At 58.4% G+C, this 19,014-nt stretch carries 21 protein-coding genes; 5 read left to right on the top strand and 16 right to left on the bottom strand.

The window, feature by feature from the left end; all coding sequences use genetic code 11:
• Positions 1-128: 128 nt before the first annotated feature.
• Positions 129-221, top strand: coding sequence for a stress response membrane protein YncL (gene yncL, locus CSK29544_RS23010; protein ID WP_071601485.1), 93 nt, complete (start codon positions 129-131; stop codon positions 219-221).
• A gap of 185 nt (positions 222-406) precedes the next feature.
• On the opposite strand, the gene ycgN is transcribed toward yncL, so the two are convergent.
• The 3 genes from ycgN to CSK29544_RS13630 all read right to left on the bottom strand — a co-directional run bounded on the left by ycgN (position 407) and on the right by CSK29544_RS13630 (position 1,993).
• Positions 407-853 carry a cysteine cluster protein YcgN gene (gene ycgN / locus CSK29544_RS13640; protein ID WP_007888077.1) on the bottom strand — a complete coding sequence of 149 codons (447 nt, stop codon included), beginning with the start codon at positions 851-853 and terminating at the stop codon, positions 407-409.
• 88 nt (positions 854-941) lie between these two features.
• The gene (locus tag CSK29544_RS13635; RefSeq protein ID WP_007888075.1) at positions 942-1,601 is read right to left on the bottom strand and encodes a fumarylacetoacetate hydrolase family protein; all 660 of its coding nucleotides are present in this window, start codon (positions 1,599-1,601) and stop codon (positions 942-944) included.
• Positions 1,602-1,717: 116 nt separating this feature from the next.
• Positions 1,718-1,993, bottom strand: a complete 276-nt coding sequence (locus tag CSK29544_RS13630; RefSeq protein WP_004384981.1) for a YcgL domain-containing protein — start codon at positions 1,991-1,993, stop codon at positions 1,718-1,720.
• A 125-nt stretch (positions 1,994-2,118) separates the two neighbouring features.
• On the opposite strand from CSK29544_RS13630, the gene minC reads away from it, so the two are divergent.
• The 3 genes from minC to minE are packed head-to-tail and all read left to right on the top strand — an operon-like array spanning position 2,119 to position 3,918.
• The gene (gene minC / locus CSK29544_RS13625) at positions 2,119-2,811 is read left to right on the top strand and encodes a septum site-determining protein MinC (RefSeq protein ID WP_004384980.1); all 693 of its coding nucleotides are present in this window, start codon (positions 2,119-2,121) and stop codon (positions 2,809-2,811) included.
• A 24-nt stretch (positions 2,812-2,835) separates the two neighbouring features.
• A complete protein-coding gene (minD, locus tag CSK29544_RS13620; RefSeq protein WP_004384979.1) occupies positions 2,836-3,648 on the top strand; it encodes a septum site-determining protein MinD in 813 nt (270 codons plus the stop codon).
• Positions 3,649-3,651: 3 nt separating this feature from the next.
• Positions 3,652-3,918 carry a cell division topological specificity factor MinE gene (gene minE / locus CSK29544_RS13615; protein ID WP_004384978.1) on the top strand — a complete coding sequence of 89 codons (267 nt, stop codon included), beginning with the start codon at positions 3,652-3,654 and terminating at the stop codon, positions 3,916-3,918.
• Positions 3,919-4,021: 103 nt separating this feature from the next.
• On the opposite strand, the gene rnd is transcribed toward minE, so the two are convergent.
• The 5 genes from rnd to yoaA form a co-directional block, all read right to left on the bottom strand.
• Positions 4,022-5,131: a ribonuclease D gene (rnd, locus tag CSK29544_RS13610; protein WP_032975212.1), complete on the bottom strand. Its 1,110-nt coding sequence runs from the start codon at positions 5,129-5,131 to the stop codon at positions 4,022-4,024.
• An 82-nt stretch (positions 5,132-5,213) separates the two neighbouring features.
• On the bottom strand, positions 5,214-6,899 hold the full coding sequence (fadD, locus tag CSK29544_RS13605) for a long-chain-fatty-acid--CoA ligase FadD (protein ID WP_007888067.1): 1,686 nt from the start codon (positions 6,897-6,899) through the stop codon (positions 5,214-5,216).
• 205 nt (positions 6,900-7,104) lie between these two features.
• Entirely contained in the window at positions 7,105-7,689 is a 585-nt protein-coding gene (locus tag CSK29544_RS13600; protein ID WP_007888065.1) for a Slp family lipoprotein, read from the bottom strand.
• A gap of 40 nt (positions 7,690-7,729) precedes the next feature.
• Entirely contained in the window at positions 7,730-8,425 is a 696-nt protein-coding gene (tsaB, locus tag CSK29544_RS13595; RefSeq protein WP_007888062.1) for a tRNA (adenosine(37)-N6)-threonylcarbamoyltransferase complex dimerization subunit type 1 TsaB, read from the bottom strand.
• 69 nt (positions 8,426-8,494) lie between these two features.
• Entirely contained in the window at positions 8,495-10,405 is a 1,911-nt protein-coding gene (gene yoaA, locus CSK29544_RS13590; RefSeq protein ID WP_007888058.1) for a DNA repair helicase YoaA, read from the bottom strand.
• Between the two features lie 130 nt (positions 10,406-10,535).
• Here yoaA and CSK29544_RS13585 point away from each other — a divergent pair, with 130 nt between their 5' ends.
• Complete coding sequence (locus CSK29544_RS13585; protein ID WP_007888057.1) at positions 10,536-10,880, top strand: RidA family protein; 345 nt, start codon at positions 10,536-10,538, stop codon at positions 10,878-10,880.
• Between the two features lie 9 nt (positions 10,881-10,889).
• Here CSK29544_RS13585 and CSK29544_RS13580 read toward each other — a convergent pair whose 3' ends face one another.
• The 8 genes from CSK29544_RS13580 to CSK29544_RS13545 are packed head-to-tail and all read right to left on the bottom strand — an operon-like array spanning position 10,890 to position 18,899.
• The gene (locus CSK29544_RS13580; RefSeq protein WP_029039136.1) at positions 10,890-11,999 is read right to left on the bottom strand and encodes an acyl-CoA desaturase; all 1,110 of its coding nucleotides are present in this window, start codon (positions 11,997-11,999) and stop codon (positions 10,890-10,892) included.
• A complete protein-coding gene (locus CSK29544_RS13575) occupies positions 11,989-13,080 on the bottom strand; it encodes a fatty acid desaturase family protein (protein WP_007888054.1) in 1,092 nt (363 codons plus the stop codon). The genes CSK29544_RS13580 and CSK29544_RS13575 overlap by 11 nt, the downstream gene beginning before the upstream one ends.
• Positions 13,073-14,194, bottom strand: a complete 1,122-nt coding sequence (locus CSK29544_RS13570; RefSeq protein ID WP_007888053.1) for a sterol desaturase family protein — start codon at positions 14,192-14,194, stop codon at positions 13,073-13,075. The genes CSK29544_RS13575 and CSK29544_RS13570 overlap by 8 nt, the downstream gene beginning before the upstream one ends.
• Positions 14,187-14,804 (bottom strand): phosphatase PAP2 family protein, encoded by a 618-nt coding sequence (locus CSK29544_RS13565; RefSeq protein ID WP_007888052.1) that lies wholly within the window; start codon positions 14,802-14,804, stop codon positions 14,187-14,189. Before CSK29544_RS13565 ends, CSK29544_RS13570 begins: the two co-directional genes overlap by 8 nt.
• Positions 14,801-16,087 (bottom strand): F390 synthetase-related protein, encoded by a 1,287-nt coding sequence (locus CSK29544_RS13560; RefSeq protein ID WP_029039135.1) that lies wholly within the window; start codon positions 16,085-16,087, stop codon positions 14,801-14,803. The genes CSK29544_RS13565 and CSK29544_RS13560 overlap by 4 nt, the downstream gene beginning before the upstream one ends.
• The gene (locus CSK29544_RS13555) at positions 16,084-16,890 is read right to left on the bottom strand and encodes an MBL fold metallo-hydrolase (protein WP_007888050.1); all 807 of its coding nucleotides are present in this window, start codon (positions 16,888-16,890) and stop codon (positions 16,084-16,086) included. Before CSK29544_RS13555 ends, CSK29544_RS13560 begins: the two co-directional genes overlap by 4 nt.
• Positions 16,891-17,895, bottom strand: a complete 1,005-nt coding sequence (locus CSK29544_RS13550) for an NAD-dependent epimerase/dehydratase family protein (RefSeq protein WP_007888049.1) — start codon at positions 17,893-17,895, stop codon at positions 16,891-16,893.
• Positions 17,892-18,899 carry a 3-oxoacyl-[acyl-carrier-protein] synthase III C-terminal domain-containing protein gene (locus CSK29544_RS13545; protein WP_007888048.1) on the bottom strand — a complete coding sequence of 336 codons (1,008 nt, stop codon included), beginning with the start codon at positions 18,897-18,899 and terminating at the stop codon, positions 17,892-17,894. Before CSK29544_RS13545 ends, CSK29544_RS13550 begins: the two co-directional genes overlap by 4 nt.
• Positions 18,900-19,014 lie beyond the last annotated feature (115 nt).

Genomic DNA, 19,014 nt, shown 5'->3' with positions numbered 1-19,014 from the left:
TTCAGACTTGCTTAAGAAATATCTCAGACCGCAATAAGCGAAAAGTCTGATTTTTTAAAATTACAGATGCACCGGAATAAACAGTAGCTATACTCCCTGTGTCGTAAACAAGAAGCCCGGAGTATTGTATGGAGATTTCAAGCAGAACTGCGGTTTTACTTAACCTGTTCGCCTTTGCTGGTCTACTCCTTTCCTTATCCGTCAGGTTTGGCTGGATCTGAGCCGCCCTGCGTCTCGGGGCCGACAGCAAACCCTCTTGCCACGCGATGTTCTTCCCGCTATGACGGGTGAGAAAAACCGCAACGCTTACCTTCCGGATAAAAAAAGCCGCTCTTCGTTAGCGGCTTTTTATATTTCTTTAATTAGCAGATGCACGGTTCAAGGTCTTCGAAAAAAGAATATGCGTTTATTCTGCCCAGTCCGGTTTGTTTAAAATATGGTCTTGCCAGTCGCGTACTTCGGATTCTTTAACGGCAATATGACGCACCGAAATACGCTCGGCGTGCATCGCGGCTTTTGAGCCGGTGCGCAGCGGATGCCACAGCGGCAGGTTTTTCCCTTCGGCCAGCAGCCGATACGCGCAGGTCGGCGGTAGCCACTCGAAGGTTGGCAGGTTTTCACGCGTCAGCTTGATGCAGTCCGGCTCATAGTCGAAGCGCCGTTCATAGTTACGGCACTGACAGGTTTTAATATTCAGCTGACGGCAGGCGACGTTGGTGAAATAAATTTCGTCGGTGTCTTCATCCATCAGCTTATGCAGGCAGCACTGACCGCACCCGTCGCAGAGCGATTCCCACTCGGCGTCGCTCATCTCATCCAGGGTTTTACGCTGCCAGAAAGGCGTTTCGGTCATAACGGTGTCCGCGCATCAAAAATTAAGCTGCACCTTATAAACACTCTGACGCCAGGATGCAAGTTTTGCCGCCCTGCAGGCGGCATCTTTACAGAACGCGCGTCGAGAGCGAGTGGTTGTCGAAGGTGATGTCAAGCGCGTCGCCGCTGTTAAGCGGACCGACGCCCTCCGGCGTGCCGGTCAGGATCACATCGCCTGCGCGCAGCGTGAAGAAACGGCTCATGTAGGCGATAAGCGGCACGATCTTATGGATCATATCGGCGGTATTGCCGCTCTGGCGCACCTCGCCGTTCACGCGCAGGCTGAGCGGCGTGTTTTGCGGATCGCCGGTAAACTCCCCTGCCGGGATAAACCCGGAGATTGGGCATGAATTATCAAACGCTTTCGCCTTCTCCCACGGCTGTCCGGCCTTTTTCATTTTGCCCTGGATATCGCGAAGCGTCAGATCGAGCGCGACGCCATAACCGGCGATCGCTTTGGCGACATGCTCTTCACTCGCCTGACGCAGCGTTGCGCCAATCAGTACCGCCAGCTCCACTTCATGATGCACCGAGCCGAGCCCCTGCGGCAGCACAAGCGGCTGGCGCAGATCGCACAACGCAGTTTCCGGCTTAATAAAAAGCACTGGCTCTTCCGGCGTGGCGCTGCCCATTTCCTGAATATGCTTTGCATAGTTACTGCCCACACAAACCACTTTGCTGACCGGATAATCAAGCAGCGCGCCCTGCCAGTGATGATGTTGGTACATAGCGTCCCTCTGTGTTCGATGATAAGACAGTACGTAACTATTTGCCCCGCCAGTGCGAAAAGTCAAACCGCGCGCATTGGCGCAAAAAAAGCGCCGTATAAAAACGGCGCGCAGGACTATTTTTTACCGATCGATTCGAGATGCTGTTTAAGCAAATTTTCCGGCGGCGGGGGAAGCTGTAAATAATAGCCCTGGTCTTTAAGCGCCTGTTTCACTTTTTCGAGATCGGCGTTGGCTAATTTTTTACGACCATCCAGCGGCAGCATCATGGTCATAATTGGCTGCCCGAAACCGGCCAGCAATTCTTCCGGCACTCGCGAAAAATCGTCTTTTTTTTCAACATAAAGATAAGTTTGTTCGCGACGCGCGCTTCGATAGATCACACAAAACATGTTTTTACTCTAATTTAGCCAGATGGTTACTTGCCTGAATATAAGGCTGACTATAACATGCCTGATGTGCTTCGGAATATCATCCCACTGCGGTGGGGATTTAAACTGAATTGAGTAAGGCCAGGATGTCAAACACGCCCATCGAGCTAAAAGGCAGTAGTTTCACTTTATCAGTGGTTCATTTGCATGATGCTCACCCTGAGGTTATTCGCAAGGCGCTTGAAGAAAAAATTGCTCAGGCGCCGGCCTTTCTCAAAAATGCGCCAGTGGTTGTGAATGTTGCGGGGCTTGATGGGTCGATAAACTGGCAGCAACTGCACCAGACGTTTATCGACAGCGGGCTGCATCTGGTCGGCATCAGCGGCTGTCAGGATGACGCGCTGAAAGCGGAAATTTCGCGTGCGGGACTGGCGCTGCTCACTGAGGGAAAAGCCAGCGCACCACGCGCTGCAAAGCCTGCTGAAACGCCCGCGCCGCCAGCGGCGGCGCTGCGTACCCGGTTAATCGATCTGCCGGTGCGTTCCGGCCAGCGGATCTACGCGCCGGGTGCCGATCTGGTGGTCACAAGTCACGTCAGCGCGGGCGCGGAGCTTATCGCCGATGGCAATATTCACGTCTACGGCACCATGCGCGGGCGCGCCCTCGCCGGTGCCGGCGGCGATAAAGAAGCACAAATATTTTCAACGAATCTCGCGGCGGAGCTGGTTTCCATCGCCGGGGTTTACTGGCTGAGCGATCAAATCCCGGCCGAGTTTTACAACAAAGCGGCACGCCTGCGACTGGCCGACGGCGCGCTGACGGTTCAACCATTAAATTAAGCCCTTTTAACAAGGAATTCCTTTATGGCACGCATTATTGTAGTTACATCAGGTAAAGGGGGCGTTGGCAAAACCACCTCCAGCGCGGCCATCGCTACGGGTCTGGCCCAGAAGGGAAAGAAGACCGTAGTTATCGATTTCGATATCGGCCTGCGTAACCTTGATCTCATCATGGGTTGTGAACGCCGTGTCGTATACGATTTTGTGAACGTGATTCAGGGCGATGCCACGCTGAATCAGGCGCTTATCCGCGATAAACGCACCGAAAGCCTCTATATCCTGCCTGCCTCGCAGACCCGCGACAAAGACGCGCTGACCCGTGAAGGCGTGGAAAAGGTGCTGGATGAGCTGAAAAAGATGGAGTTCGACTTCATTGTCTGTGACTCCCCTGCCGGTATCGAAACCGGTGCGCTGATGGCACTCTATTTTGCTGACGAAGCCATCATTACCACTAACCCGGAAGTCTCCTCCGTGCGCGACTCCGACCGTATCCTGGGCATCCTCTCTTCCAAATCGCGCCGCGCCGAAAATGGCGAAGAGCCGATTAAAGAGCATCTGCTGCTGACCCGCTACAACCCGGGCCGCGTCAGCAAAGGCGATATGCTCAGCATGGAAGATGTGCTGGAGATCCTGCGTATTCCTCTGGTGGGCGTCATCCCGGAAGATCAGTCTGTGCTTCGCGCCTCTAACCAGGGCGAGCCGGTCATTCTTGACGCCACATCCGACGCAGGCAAAGCCTACGCCGATACCGTTGATCGCCTGATGGGAGAAGAACGTCCTTTCCGCTTCATTGAAGAAGAGAAGAAAGGTTTCCTCAAACGCCTGTTCGGAGGATAAGTTATGGCATTACTCGACTTTTTTCTCTCCAGAAAAAAGAACACCGCCAGTATCGCCAAAGAGCGCTTACAAATTATTGTTGCTGAGCGTCGTCGTAGCGATGCTGAACCGCATTATTTACCGCAGCTGAAGCGGGATATTCTGGAAGTGATTTGCAAATACGTTCAGATTGATCCGGAAATGGTCACCGTTCAGCTGGAACAAAAAGGCGACGATATTTCGATTCTCGAACTTAATGTCACCTTACCGGAAGCGGAAGAGACAAAATAACACTAAAAAATACCCCGGCATGCCGGGGTATTTTTTCAGTCAATTCACTGTATATATTTTCAGTAAACTTCACATTTCCTGTAAATAATTACAGGTCACGCCGTTAATAATTTTCCAGCAGCGTTTTTAATGATTCATTTAATAACTCGCCGCGCCAGCCGCTGATTAATTCCGGTAATTGATTCTGCGGTTTCAGCTTCCAGTGCCAGTTCAGCAACTGGTTAATCTGGCGGCGTGAGGCCATCAGCTCGGCGCTGATCTTGTGCGCCTCGCTCGTCTCCTGCACCAGCGCTTTGATCTCTTTGAACACCTTGCGATAGCCCGGCATGTCGACCAGATTCGCGAGCGGCTCCGGCAGCGCCTCTTCCGGCAGCGCCTGCGCCTGCGAGACCAGCGCCAGCAGCGTCTTGCCGTGGAAGCGGATTTCACTGCCGGAAAGCCCCATGCCGTCAAGCTCGCCAAGCGAGCTTGGCATATGGCGCGCCACTTTCCAGAGGTTTTCTTCACGCACCACGAAATTCACCGCCATATCGCGCTCGCGCGCTTTGCGCAGACGCCAGCCTGCCAGCAGCTTCAGGCACGCAAGCTGACGCGGACGCAGTTGCCAGGCGTTGGTGATTTCACGCCAGGCTTCATCAGGATCGAGCACCTCGCCACGGCGCTGGGTCATCAGGCGGCATTCGTTGATGGCGGCGGTCAGCCAGCCGGCTTCGCGCACCTGTTCCATCAGTTTGTGGGCGATCGGCAGCAGATACCAGACATCCGCCGCCGCGTAATCGCACTGGCGCTCGGTCAGCGGACGCGCCAGCCAGTCGGTGCGCGACTCGCTTTTATCCAGCACCACGCCGGTGTGATGTTCCACAAGCGTCGCAAAACCGCAGGAGAGCGGATGGCCAACGAACGAAGCCAGCACTTGAGTGTCGATAAACGGATCGGGCATCATGCCGAACGCGTTCTGGAACACTTCCAGATCTTCGCTGCCCGCGTGGAGAAACTTGGTGACGTTCTGATCCTGCAACAGCGCCTGGAACGGCGCCCAGTCGGTGATGGTCAGCGGATCGATAAGCGCGACGTTTTCGCCGTCATACAGCTGGATAAGCCCCAGCTGTGGGTAGTAAGTACGGGTACGGACAAATTCGGTGTCCAGCGCCAGGGCGCGCTGCGTGCGTGCGGTCTCGCACAGCGTCGCCAGCGCGTCATTGGTGGTAATCATCTGGTAATTCAAATCGCTCTCTCTTTGTCTGCGCCCATAAAAAACGCCGGTAGAACCGGCGTCAGGACGACGTGATTGCAGCTCAGGCGGTATTGTCGCCCGCCCGGCGCGCTTCGTCACGTAGTTCTCGTCGTAAAATTTTCCCGACGTTGGATTTTGGCAGCTCGGTGCGAAATTCCACCTGCTTCGGCACTTTATAGCCCGTCAGGTGACGGCGACAGAAGGTAATCAGCGCTTCTTCCGTAAGCGACGCTTCTTTCTTCACCACGAAGATTTTCACCAGCTCGCCGCTGGCTTCCGACGGGATGCCCACCGCCGCGACTTCCTGCACGCCGCTGTGCTGCATTACCACATCTTCAATTTCATTCGGATAGACGTTAAATCCGGAGACCAGAATCATATCTTTTTTGCGATCGACGATACGCAGGAAACCCTCTTCGTCCATCACCGCGATATCACCGGTGCGCAGCCAGCCGTCCTGAAGGATCTCATCGGTGGCGTCCGGGCGCTGCCAGTAGCCCAGCATCACCTGCGGGCCTTTAATGCACAGCTCGCCAGGCTCACCGGGTGCCACTTCGTTGCCTTCGTCGTCAATCAGTTTGACTTCGGTGGACGGCACCGGCAGGCCAATGCTGCCGCTGTGGTAGTCGATATCGTGCGGGTTAACGCTCACCAGCGGCGAGCATTCGGTAAGCCCGTAGCCTTCCAGCAGGAACTGACCAGTGAGTTTTTCCCAGCGCTCCGCGACCGCCTGATGCACCGGCATCCCGCCGCCCGCCGAAAGGTGCAGCGAGGAGAAATCGAGCTTATGGAAATCTTTGTTATTCAGCAGCGCGTTAAACAGCGTATTCACGCCGGTCATCGCGGTAAACGGATATTTGCCAAGCTCTTTGACCAGCCCCGGAATATCGCGCGGGTTGGTAATCAGCACGTTCTGCCCGCCGAGTTCAATAAACAGCAGACAGTTCATGGTGAGCGCGAAAATGTGGTACAGCGGCAACGCGGTGATGACCAGCTCTTTGCCGCGATGCAGCAGCGGGCCGTACGTGCCGAGCACTTGTTCGAGGTTAGCAAGCATGTTGCGATGGGTCAGCATCGCGCCTTTCGCCACGCCCGTAGTACCGCCGGTATATTGCAGGAAAGCGAGATCGTCTGGCGTCACTTCCGGCTTGATGTACTGCATGCGGTAGCCGTTATGCAGCGCGCTGCGAAACGAAATAGCGTCCGGCAGGTGATACTTCGGCACCAGACGTTTCACGTACTTCACGACAAAATTCACCAGCGTGCCTTTGGCGGTGGAGAGCTGATCGCCCATGCGCGTCAGAATGACGTGTTTCACCTGGGTCTTATCGACCACTTTTTCCAGCGTGTGGGCAAAGTTAGAAACGATGACGATGGCGCTGGCACCGCTGTCGTTCAGCTGATGCTCCAGCTCGCGCGGCGTGTAGAGCGGGTTGACGTTCACGACGATCATTCCGGCGCGCAGAATGCCGAACAGCGCCACCGGATATTGCAGGAGATTTGGCATCATCAGCGCCACGCGATCGCCTTTTTGCAGGCCGAGGCCCTGTTGCAGCCAGGCAGCGAAGGCGCGGCTGCGCTCTTCCAGCTTGCGGAAGGTCATCACCTCGCCCATGTTGGTGAAGGCGGGCTGATCGGCGTAGCGTGTGCAGGATTGCTGAAACAGATCCACCAGGGAGTGATAACGGTCCGGGTTTATCTCCGCCGGAACATCCGCCGGATAACGGTTAAGCCAAACCTTCTTCAATGCGTCACCTCTGAATGTATTATTCGTCGTCATCACAACCCCAAAACAATAAACACGGCGTTAACATAATATTAACTCATTGTACCAGTTTATTAATTCGCCTGATTTAAGGTTGCGAAGCGCGTCACTAATTATTTTTGTTATACCGATAAAACAAATAAACAGCGGACGGGCCGCTGTTTATTTTATTGACTAAATCAATGAATTACTCGGTTACTACGGTCTGAACCTGAGCCGGGCCGGGATTATACCAGCCCCACGGGCCATAGCCATATCCCCAGCCGGGGCGCGGTCCCCACATCCACGGATCGATAGGCTGTGGCGGCATCACCACCTGCTGCGTCACGCGCCAGCGCTTGAAGCCGTTCACCTGCATTACCATGAATTTGTACGGGCTGGCGCCGATTTTCCCTTCTGCCGTACCGGTGATGGGGCCAACCACCGTCACGAGCTGATTACGGAAGTCCACCGGGTCGAGAAAGCCGCCAACGTCGGCAAAGATGCGTCCGCGCGACGGCTGGCCGAGCAGCGGCCGCGCCGCGCTATCGAGCGGCAGCGTGGCTATCTCAAGGCGGGTTTTGCCCTTCTCGTTATCGACATTGACCACTCGCCCGCCGAAGCGCGCCTCCTGGCCGATGTAGAGCTCCGGCGCGTTCATTACGCGCACCAGATCCTGCTGCGGCGTCGGGCTGGTGCCTTTAATCGCGTCGGGAACGCTGACACACCCACTGACGAGCAAAACGCTCAGCGCCAGAAGCCCACTGCGCACCATTGATTGTTGACCCACCATAAGCGACTCCTTAAACCCGCCCGCGGTTTGCGTCGGGATGTTATTCCCGGCCTGGCAGTTTTTTCCACGCCACTTCGTTGCGCAGATAGACCGGTTCTGCATGTTCGACCGCAACAACGCGCTGTTGTTCGAACAACCGGCACGCCAGCGGCAACATATCTTCCGCCGCCGGCAGCGTTACCTGGCCGTCGGTAAGCGTAAGTCCGCTGCCGTTCGCCATATCCTGCCACGCCTGCCAGCCGGTGCCGACCGTCGCCCACTCGCCGTTAAGCGCCTTCAGGCGCTCCGTGACGGCGTCGGGCTTGAGTACCGCTTCGGTCTCTTCGCCGTGCCAGACGCCCTGCTCATCGCGCTGGTACTCGGCCCAGTAAACTTCGCCCATGCGGGCGTCGATCGCCGCCAGCACACGGGTCGCGCCGCTGACGCGCCATGCGCCCTGCGCCATCGTCATCAGCGTCGACACGCCGACCATCGGAAGTTCTGCGCCAAGCGCCAGCCCCTGCGCGATGCCGATGCCGATTCGCACGCCGGTAAAGCTTCCCGGCCCGCGGCCAAAGGCCAGCGCGTCCATCGCCGACAGCGCAACGCCGCTTTCGGTGAGGATCTCACTGACCATCGGCAGAATACGCTGGGTGTGCTCGCGCGGGCAGAGTTCAAAAAGGGCGGACGTTTTACCGTTGTCCCACAAGGCGACGGAACAGGCCTCGGTGGCGGTATCAATAGCCAGAATTCGCATGGTTCTATAACACTCTTACGCGTCGTGGTGGTTCAAAAAGGGGCGCATCTTATCACAGTCTGGCATAAATTACTGCCGCGCCGCGTCGGTGAGAAAGCGCGCCGCCTCGCCGATATCGCGGGTGCGCGGCGTCGGCGGCAGGCTTTTCAGAAAGACCGCGCCGTAGGGGCGCATCACAAGGCGGTTGTCGCAAATCACCAGCACGCCGCGGTCGTCGACGTCGCGGATAAGACGCCCGACGCCCTGCTTGAGCGTGATGACCGCCTCCGGCAGCTGAACTTCATCAAACGGATCGCCGCCGCGCAGGCGACAATCTTCCATCCGCGCTTTCAGCAGCGGATCGTCCGGCGAGGTGAACGGCAGTTTGTCGATAATCACCAGCGACAGCGCGTCGCCGCGCACGTCCACCCCTTCCCAGAAGCTGCTTGTCGCCACCAGCAACGCATTGCCCGCGCTGATAAACTGCTCCAGCAGCTGGCTTTTGCTGGTTTCACCCTGCAAAAGCACCGGCAGCGTCATGGTGGCGCGGAATTGCTCGGCCAGCTCGCGCATCATCGCGTGCGACGTGCAAAGCATAAAACAGCGGCCCTGGTTGGCCTCAATCAGCGGTTGTAACATCCGCGCCAGCGCTTTTCCGGCCTGCGGCTGGTTAGTCTGCGGCAGACCTCGCGGCACGCAGAGCAGCGCCTGGCGGGCATAGTCGAACGGACTGGGCAGCAGAAGAGTTTTTGCCTCGTGAATGCCGAGCCGCTCCGTGAAGTGATGCAGGTCGTCATTCACCGAGAGCGTGGCGGAGGTAAAAATCCAGCTGCCGCCCTTTTCCGCAATCACGTCCTGGAATTTATCCGCGACGGTCAGCGGCGTGAGCGCCAGCGTAAAGTGGCGCGAGTTGCACTCATACCAGTAGCTGTAGCCTGGCTGGTTAATCTCTTTTAAGCGTTTGAGACGCGCGCGATAGAGCGTGGCGCGCTCAAAAGCAGCGTCCAGCAGCGCCGAGCGGCCAAGCGACAGCTTCGCCACGTCGTAGCAGAGCTCCAGCGCGTCATCGAGCAGCAGCAACGCGCGGCTGATGGAGGCGTCCGCCAGCAGTTCGCGCAGGTTGCCGCGAAAGCCAGGGTCGCCCAACTGCAGCCTGAAATCCTGGGTGCTTTGCGCCAGCCGGTCGGCGCACTTTTGTAGCTGCTGGGTATCTTTCACCTCGGTGCGATAGGCGATGATAATGTCTCTTGCGAGGTCAAGCAGCTGGCGGCTGGAGAGCGACTGGCCGAAATACTGACTCGCGATATCCGGCAACTGATGGGCTTCGTCGAAGATAATCACCTCAGCCTCCGGGATAAGCTCCGCAAAGCCGCTCTCTTTGACCACCATATCGGCGAGAAACAGGTGATGGTTCACCACCACGACGTCAGCTTCCATCGCCTTTTTGCGCGCTTTGACCACAAAGCAGTCTTTGTAGAGCGGGCAGTCGGTGCCAAGGCAGTTATCGTTGGTGCTGGTGACCAGCGGCCAGACGGGGGCGTCTTCCGCCACGCGCCCGCAGGTGCTGATATCGCCATCGACGGTTTCGTTGGCCCAGCCGCGCAGCTGGATAACGTCGCTTAAGGTTTGAACCGGCAGATCGCCGCCCGCCAGCGCCTGTTGCTCCAGGCGCTCCAGGCATAAATAGTTCGAGCGCCCTTTTAAGAGCGCCAGACGGCCTTTGAATTCCAGCGCTTTGGCGACGGTCGGCAGATCGCGGCTGTAGAGCTGATCCTGCAGCGCTTTCGAACCGGTGGAAATAATCACTTTCTTACCGGCACGCAGCGCGGGCGCCAGATAGGCGTAAGTTTTCCCGGTCCCGGTACCCGCCTCGACCACCAGAGGCGTCGCGGCCTCAATGGCGGCGCTGACCGCCTGCGCCATCTGACGCTGCGGCTCGCGCGGTTTAAAGCCGGGAATCGCGTTGGCCAGTTGGCCATCTGCTGCAAAATCGTCTGTCACACTGCCCCCTGGTTAAATTGCCAGTGATTATGTCAGGGCGGCCACGCTTACGCCAGCCGAACAGATGACGGCGCTCGCGCTTTATGGCAGGCTTGCACCCTGCTAAACAGAACAGGAAAAGGAAAAAGCGATGACAATCGTGCGTATCGATCCCGCAGATCGTTGGTCTGACGCGGTGATTCACAACCAGACGATTTACTACACCGGCGTGCCGGAAAATCTCGACGGCGACGCTTACGAACAAACCACCAATACACTGGCGCAAATCGACACGCTGTTAACCGCGCAGGGCAGCGATAAATCCCGTATTCTCGACGCCACCATCTTCCTAGCCGACGGCGACGATTTCGCGCTGATGAATAAAGCCTGGGAGGAGTGGGTGGTGGCAGGCTCCGCACCGGTACGCTGCACCGTGCAGGCCCGCCTGATGAACCCGCGCTATAAAGTAGAAATCAAAATTATCGCCGCAGTTTGAGCCCCGCCGTCACCGTTCGCCGGTGGCGGTTTCTTCGGGTTTTCTTCCCATTCTGAGTAAATGCCGCCGTTGCAGCCGCAGCAGATCTTTCACCGTGAGTATCTGGTATGACAACCCATGTGTTTTCGCGACCTGGGCGATGATAGCGCTCAGCGCCGGAAAGTGGCGGTGGCTCCAGTCAGGAAAGAGATGATGCGTCAGGTGGAGATTTAAACCGCCGAGCCAGTATCCCATCAGGCGTGGCCGCATGTGCCAGTCAAACGTTGTCGCAAACGCATGGTGATAGACGCTCTGCGGCATCACGTTATCGGCCGGCGCAGGATAGAAATGGCCCTTCGCCCAGTGCGTTCCGATAAGCAGCGACACAAACAGCGCCGAAACCAGCATCTGGCTGATGAGGTAAACGGCAAGGACAGCTGGAAACGTGATGGCTTCGTCCAAAAGCAGCATCGGAAGCCCCAGCGCCAGCCAAAAATGTGCGGCTTTCAGCAGTAAAAACAGGAGTGCGCCACCTGCGCCCTGGTGAGGTAAATGGCGCGTAAAAGGCGTTTCGCCCAACCGGTCGCGCCAGTCCATCCACCACGCATACCAGGGAAAGGTCAGCGCGGCCACCAGCGGCCAGTAAAGATGCTGTGCGCGCATAAAAGGCTTGTGGCGCTGGAACGGCGTCTGGCACAGGACGCCGTTTTCATCGATATCGGGGTCGTACCCCTGAATATTGGTATACGGGTGATGAAACTGCACATGCCGTACCTGCCAGTTGTCAGCATCAAGCCCCAGAGGAACGCTCACCAGACGGCCAAGCCAGGCGTTCGCCGCACCGGAACGGCAGTATGCATTGTGACTGGCATCATGCAACACATTGACCACCAGCATCATGGCGAAAAAGATAAAACCGAAATACCAGAGCGCAAAACCGGTGAGATGCGATGACGTCAGGCTTAGCAGGTAACAGGCCGCGCAGCAGAGCGCGAGAAAAACGAGTTTCGCCCACATGCCCTTATCGGCGAAGCGATGCTCCTGCTGCGTCGTCAGATAGTGCTGACAGGCCGTACGGAACGCTTTATGCAGCGCGGGATCGTGGCGTTCCACACGCAGCGGTGGCAAATTACGCGTCATGCGGGTTGCCCATCTGAACCAGAAATACCCGCTGCGCGGCGCGGAGTTCGCGATAGCTGATGCAGCGATACGGCAACCCATGTTCCTGTGCCAGCCGCGCCACTATCCGCGCGAGCGCCGGATAGTGGCGATGGTGCCAGCCGGGGAACAGATGGTGCGTCAGGTGATAATTCAGCCCGCCGGTAAATGTCTCCAGCCAGCGCCGTGGCGTGTGCCAGTCGCAGGCGGTGGTGAAGTTGTGGTGATACCAGCCATGCGCCATTCGCTTCTCCCCGTCCTGAGGAGCCTGATAAAACGTGGCTCCGGCCCAGTGGGTGCCGAGAAGCAAAAAGACCACCAGCAGCGACGTACACATCTGGGTCAGCAGATAAATGCCCGCCACCATCCAGACGTTATGCCCCGCGATGATCGGTACACCCAGCATCAGCGTGATATGCGCTATTTTACTAAAGATAAAAGCGCTCCATCCTTTCACGCCAGGCAGCAGCCGGTCCGCATGCAGCGGCGTGCGGCCCAGCCTGTCGGCCCAGTCAAACACAAGGCCTATCCAGCTCAGGGATAAGGCTGCCACCAGCGGCCAGTAGAGATGCTGAAAGTGCATCCACCTGCGCCAGCGCTGAAACGGCGTCTGGCGGAAAATCCCGTTCTCTTCGGTATCCAGATCGTAGTGTTCAATATTCGCGTAGCGATGATGATAACTGACGTGTCGTGTGCGCCAGTAAACAGGCTCAATACCGGTTGAAAGCGTCACCGCGCGGCTGATGAACGCGTTCCAGAAACGGCGGCGAGTAAAGGTCAGGTGTGAGGCATCATGATTAACATCAATATTCAGCCACATCATCAAAACGGCGAATGACGCATAGCAGGCGATGAACCACACCGCGTCAGAGGACTGCAGAGCCAGCGCATAGCATGCAATGCTTGCCAGCAGGATCAGAAGCGCTTTGATGCGCGCCGGACGGTCAGCAAAACGGTGGTCGTTGCGATCGTGAAGATAAGCATATGCCTCCTGCTGGAGAGCGCGATGAAACGCACCTTCGGCTGCCGGGCTGAAGCGTAACGGGATAAGCGCTTTAGTCATGGCGTAGCGCCCTCTTTTGCATCGCAGGCATGGCCAGGACTATCAGACCGTGCAGCGCCAGTGCAGGCAGGCTTAGCTGCCAGATAAACCCCTGCCAGCCAAAAAGATGCAGACAACACAGCGGCATCAAGCCGGTCACGACGGCCCAGCCGATGCGGCTTGCACGATGCCCGTCATTCATCAGTCCCATCATCACTGACGCGGCCACCAGCAGCAAAAACAGCGTCATTTGTTCCCGGCCGATATCGTCATAACCATAGCCATAACGCTGGATATAACCGATAACCGGAATAAACAGCAGCAGCGTACCGCTAACGATAATGTATGGCGCAGGACAGACGCTGCCTTTCGTGTGCGGCGCAGGGCGAAAGCCAAGCAGGCGGGCAAAAGGCGCGTTACTTTCCCGCAGCGGATTGGCAGAGGCGCGATAGCCTTTTACACCATATTGATGTTCATCCCGCGCCGGTGGCGTATGACAAAACGATCCGAAGAGTTTATCCCAGAGGATCAACGTACCGCCGTAGTTGGTGTCAGCAAAACGGCGCTCGCACAGGTGGTGAACCCGATGATGCGACGGCGTGACCAGCAACCGCTCCAGAAAGCCGAGTCGCCCGGTGAACGCGTTGTGGTTAAAAAACTGGATACTGTAGTGAATCACAGAGACCGCAAGAAACACTGACAGCGGCACACCCGCCACGGCCAGCAGCATAAAAAAGGGGATTGAGGTCAGCGATGAGTACCAGGAATTGCGCACGCCGAGCGAGAGATTATAGTGTTCACCGTGATGGTGTACGCTGTGAACGGCCCAGAGTAAGGGCCATTCATGATGCAACCGGTGCAGCCAGTAAAACCCAAAATCCCAGGCGATAAAGGCAAAGCCCCACACCACAACCGCAGGTGCTCCCTGAAAAAGCTCAAGGTTTACGTTGCGGGAGATGACGCTGTAGCACAGCACTTCCAGCCCCCGGAACAGCCACAGCACCATCTGCCCGGAGTTGACATTAAACACTATGTCACGCCAGTTCACCGGCGCACGTGCGCGCCATTTCAACAAAAACGCCTCACCAAAGACCAGCCCCAGCATCACTACGATGGGTAACGTTAATTCATTCATGATTCAATTCCTTTTGTATCATCCAGTAAGACAACATTTTTCGCGCCAGCATGCCTGCCAGCAGCGTAAGCGCGACGCCGCCGACCAAATCGACAAACAGATGGCGTCGCAGCTGCAAAATCGACACGCTAATCGCCGCGCCCCAGAGCACCGCGGCAAGGGTATAGCCCCACTGCCCGCGTTTGCTGATGCCCCAGACCATCAGCAGGGTCAGCGCCATATGCAGTGACGGGAAACAGTTCTGCGGCGAATCCACCGCCAGCAGAATACGCAGCGCGTCAGCGCTGATGCCCTCGCCGCTGACGACGGGATAGGCCATCGTCGTCGGCCACGCCAGATAGACAGCCCCGGCAAACAGCGCCGCCAGTTGCGTGGCGCGCATCAGCCATTTCACTTCTGCCCTCGGGGTTAACCAGTAGCCCGCGGGAACAAGCAGGAAAAACGACATATAAAGCCAGATGGCCGAGGGCGTGAAATCCAGCAGCGTGTCGAACCACAACGGCGGTAGTTTGTGCCCGGCGCGCTGAAGCAGATCGGTCGTGGAATAGACTATGCCAACGCTTCCCCACCCCAGCAGCAGAGATTTCAGGCGATAAGCCGTTTCGTTCATGCGCGCTCCCTTACACGCACGATACGCCGCCGCTTGGCCCCGGCGGCCGCTTGCGGAATCTGCGCTAAAAGCGTCCAGCGAAGAACATCGCACGCCACGCCCTGTTGTTCAAAAAGCGCCATTAGCGCGGCCTGCGCCTGCGCGCGCTGTGCGTCGTCGGCCTCGACGATAAGCGTCAGGCGCTCCGCGCCGTGCTGAATTAGCCGGTAATCCGCCGTGAAGGGCAGAACGCGCGCCAGCGCGCGGTTGCAGAGATCGCCAAAGATGACCCGCTCGCCGCCCTGCCCGTCCGGCAACAGGAGTTGATCGTCCTGTCGCCCTTCAATATGCGCCAGCGCCAGCGACGGATCGCCGCAGGCGCACGGCGTATCGCGCACCGCCAGCACATCGTCCAGCCGGTAACGCACGATGGGCTGCGTGGTACGCGTAAAATCGGTGATGACCGGAACAAAACGACGCGCATCCAGCCACTCCTTTTCAACATGGATAAACGCTTCGTTCAGGTGCAGCACGCCATGCGAACAGGTGGCGGCGAGAAAGCCTTCGGTCGCCTGATACACTTCGCCGACGTCAGGAAAAATACTTTTCAGCAGCGCGCTGTCCTGCGCGTCGAGCACTTCTGCCACGGAAATGACTTTCTTTGGCGCAATCTTCAGAGCGCCTGCCTGGACTGCCAGCGCGAGCGCGCGCAGTACCTGCGCAGGTGCGACGATAATCGACGGCGATTCGGCTTCAAGCCGTGTAAGCAGGGCGTCGAAGGGCTCAAAGAGATCGTAAAAACCGAGGCTCAGCCAGCGGCTGTTCACGCTCTGGTAGAGGTTATTGTCGGCGCGCAAAAAGAGCGCCACCCGCTCGCCTGCAAAGAGGCCGTCTGGCAGCATTTTTGCGAGCATGGCGCCTGCCCACAGCGCCTGTTCCTGCGGGCTGACCGCGAAAATCCCGCGCCGCCCGGATGTGCCGCTCGACAGCCCCACGCTGTAGCGCCCAACCGTCGGCGTAAAATTGCGGTCGTTTTCACTTTTGAGCGCGCACGCCATCACGTCTGCCGCTTTCAGGCCGCCGGTGTTCATCTCATCGAAATGCGCCATCATCAGCGCTTTGTCCATTAGCGGCCATTCGCCAAACGGCAGCGTACGGTAGCGCCTGAACCACGGGCTTTTCGCCAGCACGCGCGCGGCAAACCGCCCAAGCTGTTTTTGCTGGTAGCGCTCAAGCGCCGCGCGATTTTGAAAACGCAGACGCTTCACACGGAAATAGTGCCAGAGCATGGCGAGCTTATTCACAAATCGCCCTCGTGCGCGAGACGGATCTCCGCGCCGCCATCGCGCCAGAGCCGATGCAGTAAATCGAGCGTGCGCGTGGCGGCAGCCGGATCGGCAATCACCAGATTCGCGAGCCGCGACGGGCCGCGCTGTTCGCGGTAGCTGACCGGCGACCAGGCGGCGTCGGCGGCGAGCAGCACCCAGCCGTTGTCCGTCAGCACAAACGCGCCGATATGCCCGGCGGCGTGGCCCGGCAACGGCACCAGCAACACCTCGCCGTTGCTGCCTGGCAGCAGGAAGCCGGTATCAAACGGCGCGAGTGCGGCGGGCAGCGCCACGCGCTCAAAGCTCTCGATAAAGCTGACCGCGCTTTCAAACTTTTCCGGGATAAGCCCTGGCACGAACGCCTGACGCAGCGCGGAAAACCCACGCAGCGTGCGGGTCTGCGCCCAGCCTTCGCCGGAGCAGATAAAGCGGTTATCCGCGAAGTCACGCAGCCCGGCGATATGGTCGGCGTGAAAGTGCGAGAGGATCAGCGCGTCGATGTCATCAGGGCAATAGCCTTTCTCCGCAAGCTGGCGCACCAGCGACTGTTCCGGGGAAAAGTAAACCGGCGTGACGCGTCGATAAAGTTGATAGATCCCGCGGCGGGTGTAATCGTCAAACCACGAGGCGTAGCCGGTATCCCACAGCCAGCGTTTGCCGCCCGCGTCGATAAGGCTCGCGCGGGCCGGAAATTTACAGGTTTTCCATGCCGCGCCCTTTAGCGCGATGCAGCCTAAATGCGTGCAGTAGCCGGTTTCAAACGTCGTAATCGTGGCCATTCAGCCTCTCCTTTCGCGCAGCCAGGCGCCGGTAAGCCGCACGCCTTCTGCCAGCGACACCGGCGGGCGATAGCCGAGCCGGGTTATTGCCTTCTCCTGGCTTAACGTCATATCGAAACTGACGGTGCCCGCGCTGTAGCGCGTCAGGCGCGGTTCCGTGCCGGTGAGATGCCCGTGGATTTCCATACCCTGCGCCACGAGCGAGAGCAGCGGCCAGGGCACCGACGCCACCCGATACCGGATCTGCAGCTCATCGCCGAGCAGGCTGCCCAGCATCTCCACCAGCCGCTGCGGTTCATGATTGGTAATATTGAATGCTTCACCGGAGATGAGCCCCGGCGTGTCGGTGGCAAGACGCATCGCATGCACCACATTGCCAACCCAGGTTAAATCGAGCAGCGCCTCGCCGCCGCGCGGCAGACGCAGCACGCCGCGGTCGGCCTCAAGCTGGCGCAGCAGGCGCGGGATTATCACGCGATCGTGCGCGCCGAACAGCCCGCGCGGGCGCAGAATAATAAACGTGACGTGCGTAAATTGCCTTGCCGCCGCCTGAATGACCTGCTCCGCCGCATATTTACTGCTGGCGTAATGGCAGGCGAAACGGGCGGCCCGGTACGCTTCATCCACATTGTGATGATGGCGGAAATCGAAATAGATAGCAGGTGTGGAGATATGAATGAAACGCGTGACGCTTGCCCGCGCCGCAGCACAGGCCAGCCGTTCGGTGGCGGCGACATTCACCGCGTGAAACGCCTGCGCGCTGCCCCACGGCGACGATTTGGCCGCGCAGTGCCAGACCACATCACAGCCCTGCATCAATGCATCGCAGCGGGCGTCGTCGGCCTGCGCAAGCTCCAGCGGCACGAATTGCGCGCCGAGCGCGGTAAGCTCAGCGCCCGCTTTTTCGTCACGCCCGGTCGCGCGCACGTCACAGCCCTGCGCGAGCAGCGCCTCAACCGCGTTGCGCCCAAGCCCGCTGGTGGCGCCCGTTACCAGATATTTCATGGCAGCAGCACCATACCGGCGAGCGTTAATCCCGCGGCCGTGCCGACCAGCATTATCGGCTCGCCCGGCTTCACGCGCCCGGTGGTAAACGCTTCGTGGAGCGCGGTGGGAATCGACGCCGCCACCTGATTACCGTGCTGGCGGTAGATATCCACCAGCACCTGCGGCTTCACTTTCAGGCGTTTGCGCATATGCTCGAGCGACAAATGGCTCGCCTGGTGCGGCACCACGGTGGCGATGTCATCAAGCGTTAGCCCTGCGGCATCGAGCAGCCGCTGCCAGAACCCGTCAATCAGCAGCGAAGCCTGGCGGAACAGCGCTTTGCCCTGCATATGGAACAGAAAGTCGCTCTCTTCCATCCCAGCGCGGGGGTTTTTACGCGTGCCGCCGGCGCGGATCTCGCACAGCTCACTGCCCTGCGGGTAAGTTTCCGCTTTCATCGCCAGAATGCCAGAGCGACCATCACCCGCCTCCAAAATGGCGCAGGCGGCACCGTCGCCGAAAATAAGCGACGACTCTTCATGCTGCCAGTCGATCCCGCGCGAGGCGATATCCGCCGACACAATCGCGATACGGCGATAAGCGCCGCTGGTTAACAGCGCCGACGCCACCTGCATGGCGCTGATAAAACTCACGCAACTGCTGTTGATGTCAAACCCCGCCATGCCTGCCGGTAAGCCTGCGGCTTTCATCACGTGTACCGCTGAACAGGGCAGCGCCTGAACGGCAATGGCCGAGGCGGAGATCAGCAGGTCGATGGAGTCGGGGTTAATCGCGTGACGCTGGCAGGCGTCATGCAGCGCGGCGGCGGCGAGCGCAGCCTGGCTGTCATCATTTGCGGCATGGTAGCGGTGCAGAATGCCTGAGCGGCGCTCCACATACCCCTCGCGCTTGCCGAGGCGGCTATCAAGTTCGGCGGACGTAATAAGGTGTTCCGGCAGCGCCTTGCCGGTCGCGATGAGTTTCAGCCGTGAAGCGGGTGGGGTGTGAGGTGTAAAGGCCATAAAGCTCTGTCCCTAAGCTTAACGTCCCTGCCGGACAGGGACGCAAAGTATGATGATATCTGACGTTATTATGCGTGCTGCGCACGATAACACGTCAGCAGGGACAAAAAAATTG

The sequence above is a fragment of the Cronobacter sakazakii genome (assembly GCF_000982825.1).
GTDB lineage: Bacteria > Pseudomonadota > Gammaproteobacteria > Enterobacterales > Enterobacteriaceae > Cronobacter > Cronobacter sakazakii.
The sequence above is the reverse complement of the archived record's forward strand: the minus strand, read 5'-3'. Positions and strand labels throughout refer to the sequence as shown.

What these genes read in the sequence shown, in the direction of transcription:
- rnd (WP_032975212.1), bottom strand. Translation starts at nt 5,131, where the DNA reads ATGATTACCACCAATGACGCGCTGGCGACGCTGTGCGAGACCGCACGC.
- ycgN (WP_007888077.1), bottom strand. Translation starts at nt 853, where the DNA reads ATGACCGAAACGCCTTTCTGGCAGCGTAAAACCCTGGATGAGATGAGC.
- CSK29544_RS13575 (WP_007888054.1), bottom strand. Translation starts at nt 13,080, where the DNA reads ATGACTAAAGCGCTTATCCCGTTACGCTTCAGCCCGGCAGCCGAAGGT.
- CSK29544_RS13565 (WP_007888052.1), bottom strand. Translation starts at nt 14,804, where the DNA reads ATGAACGAAACGGCTTATCGCCTGAAATCTCTGCTGCTGGGGTGGGGA.
- minC (WP_004384980.1), top strand. Translation starts at nt 2,119, where the DNA reads ATGTCAAACACGCCCATCGAGCTAAAAGGCAGTAGTTTCACTTTATCA.
- CSK29544_RS13545 (WP_007888048.1), bottom strand. Translation starts at nt 18,899, where the DNA reads ATGGCCTTTACACCTCACACCCCACCCGCTTCACGGCTGAAACTCATC.
- minE (WP_004384978.1), top strand. Translation starts at nt 3,652, where the DNA reads ATGGCATTACTCGACTTTTTTCTCTCCAGAAAAAAGAACACCGCCAGT.
- yncL (WP_071601485.1), top strand. Translation starts at nt 129, where the DNA reads ATGGAGATTTCAAGCAGAACTGCGGTTTTACTTAACCTGTTCGCCTTT.
- CSK29544_RS13600 (WP_007888065.1), bottom strand. Translation starts at nt 7,689, where the DNA reads ATGGTGGGTCAACAATCAATGGTGCGCAGTGGGCTTCTGGCGCTGAGC.
- minD (WP_004384979.1), top strand. Translation starts at nt 2,836, where the DNA reads ATGGCACGCATTATTGTAGTTACATCAGGTAAAGGGGGCGTTGGCAAA.
- CSK29544_RS13555 (WP_007888050.1), bottom strand. Translation starts at nt 16,890, where the DNA reads ATGGCCACGATTACGACGTTTGAAACCGGCTACTGCACGCATTTAGGC.
- CSK29544_RS13570 (WP_007888053.1), bottom strand. Translation starts at nt 14,194, where the DNA reads ATGAATGAATTAACGTTACCCATCGTAGTGATGCTGGGGCTGGTCTTT.
- tsaB (WP_007888062.1), bottom strand. Translation starts at nt 8,425, where the DNA reads ATGCGAATTCTGGCTATTGATACCGCCACCGAGGCCTGTTCCGTCGCC.
- CSK29544_RS13580 (WP_029039136.1), bottom strand. Translation starts at nt 11,999, where the DNA reads ATGACGCGTAATTTGCCACCGCTGCGTGTGGAACGCCACGATCCCGCG.
- CSK29544_RS13630 (WP_004384981.1), bottom strand. Translation starts at nt 1,993, where the DNA reads ATGTTTTGTGTGATCTATCGAAGCGCGCGTCGCGAACAAACTTATCTT.
- CSK29544_RS13635 (WP_007888075.1), bottom strand. Translation starts at nt 1,601, where the DNA reads ATGTACCAACATCATCACTGGCAGGGCGCGCTGCTTGATTATCCGGTC.
- CSK29544_RS13550 (WP_007888049.1), bottom strand. Translation starts at nt 17,895, where the DNA reads ATGAAATATCTGGTAACGGGCGCCACCAGCGGGCTTGGGCGCAACGCG.
- CSK29544_RS13585 (WP_007888057.1), top strand. Translation starts at nt 10,536, where the DNA reads ATGACAATCGTGCGTATCGATCCCGCAGATCGTTGGTCTGACGCGGTG.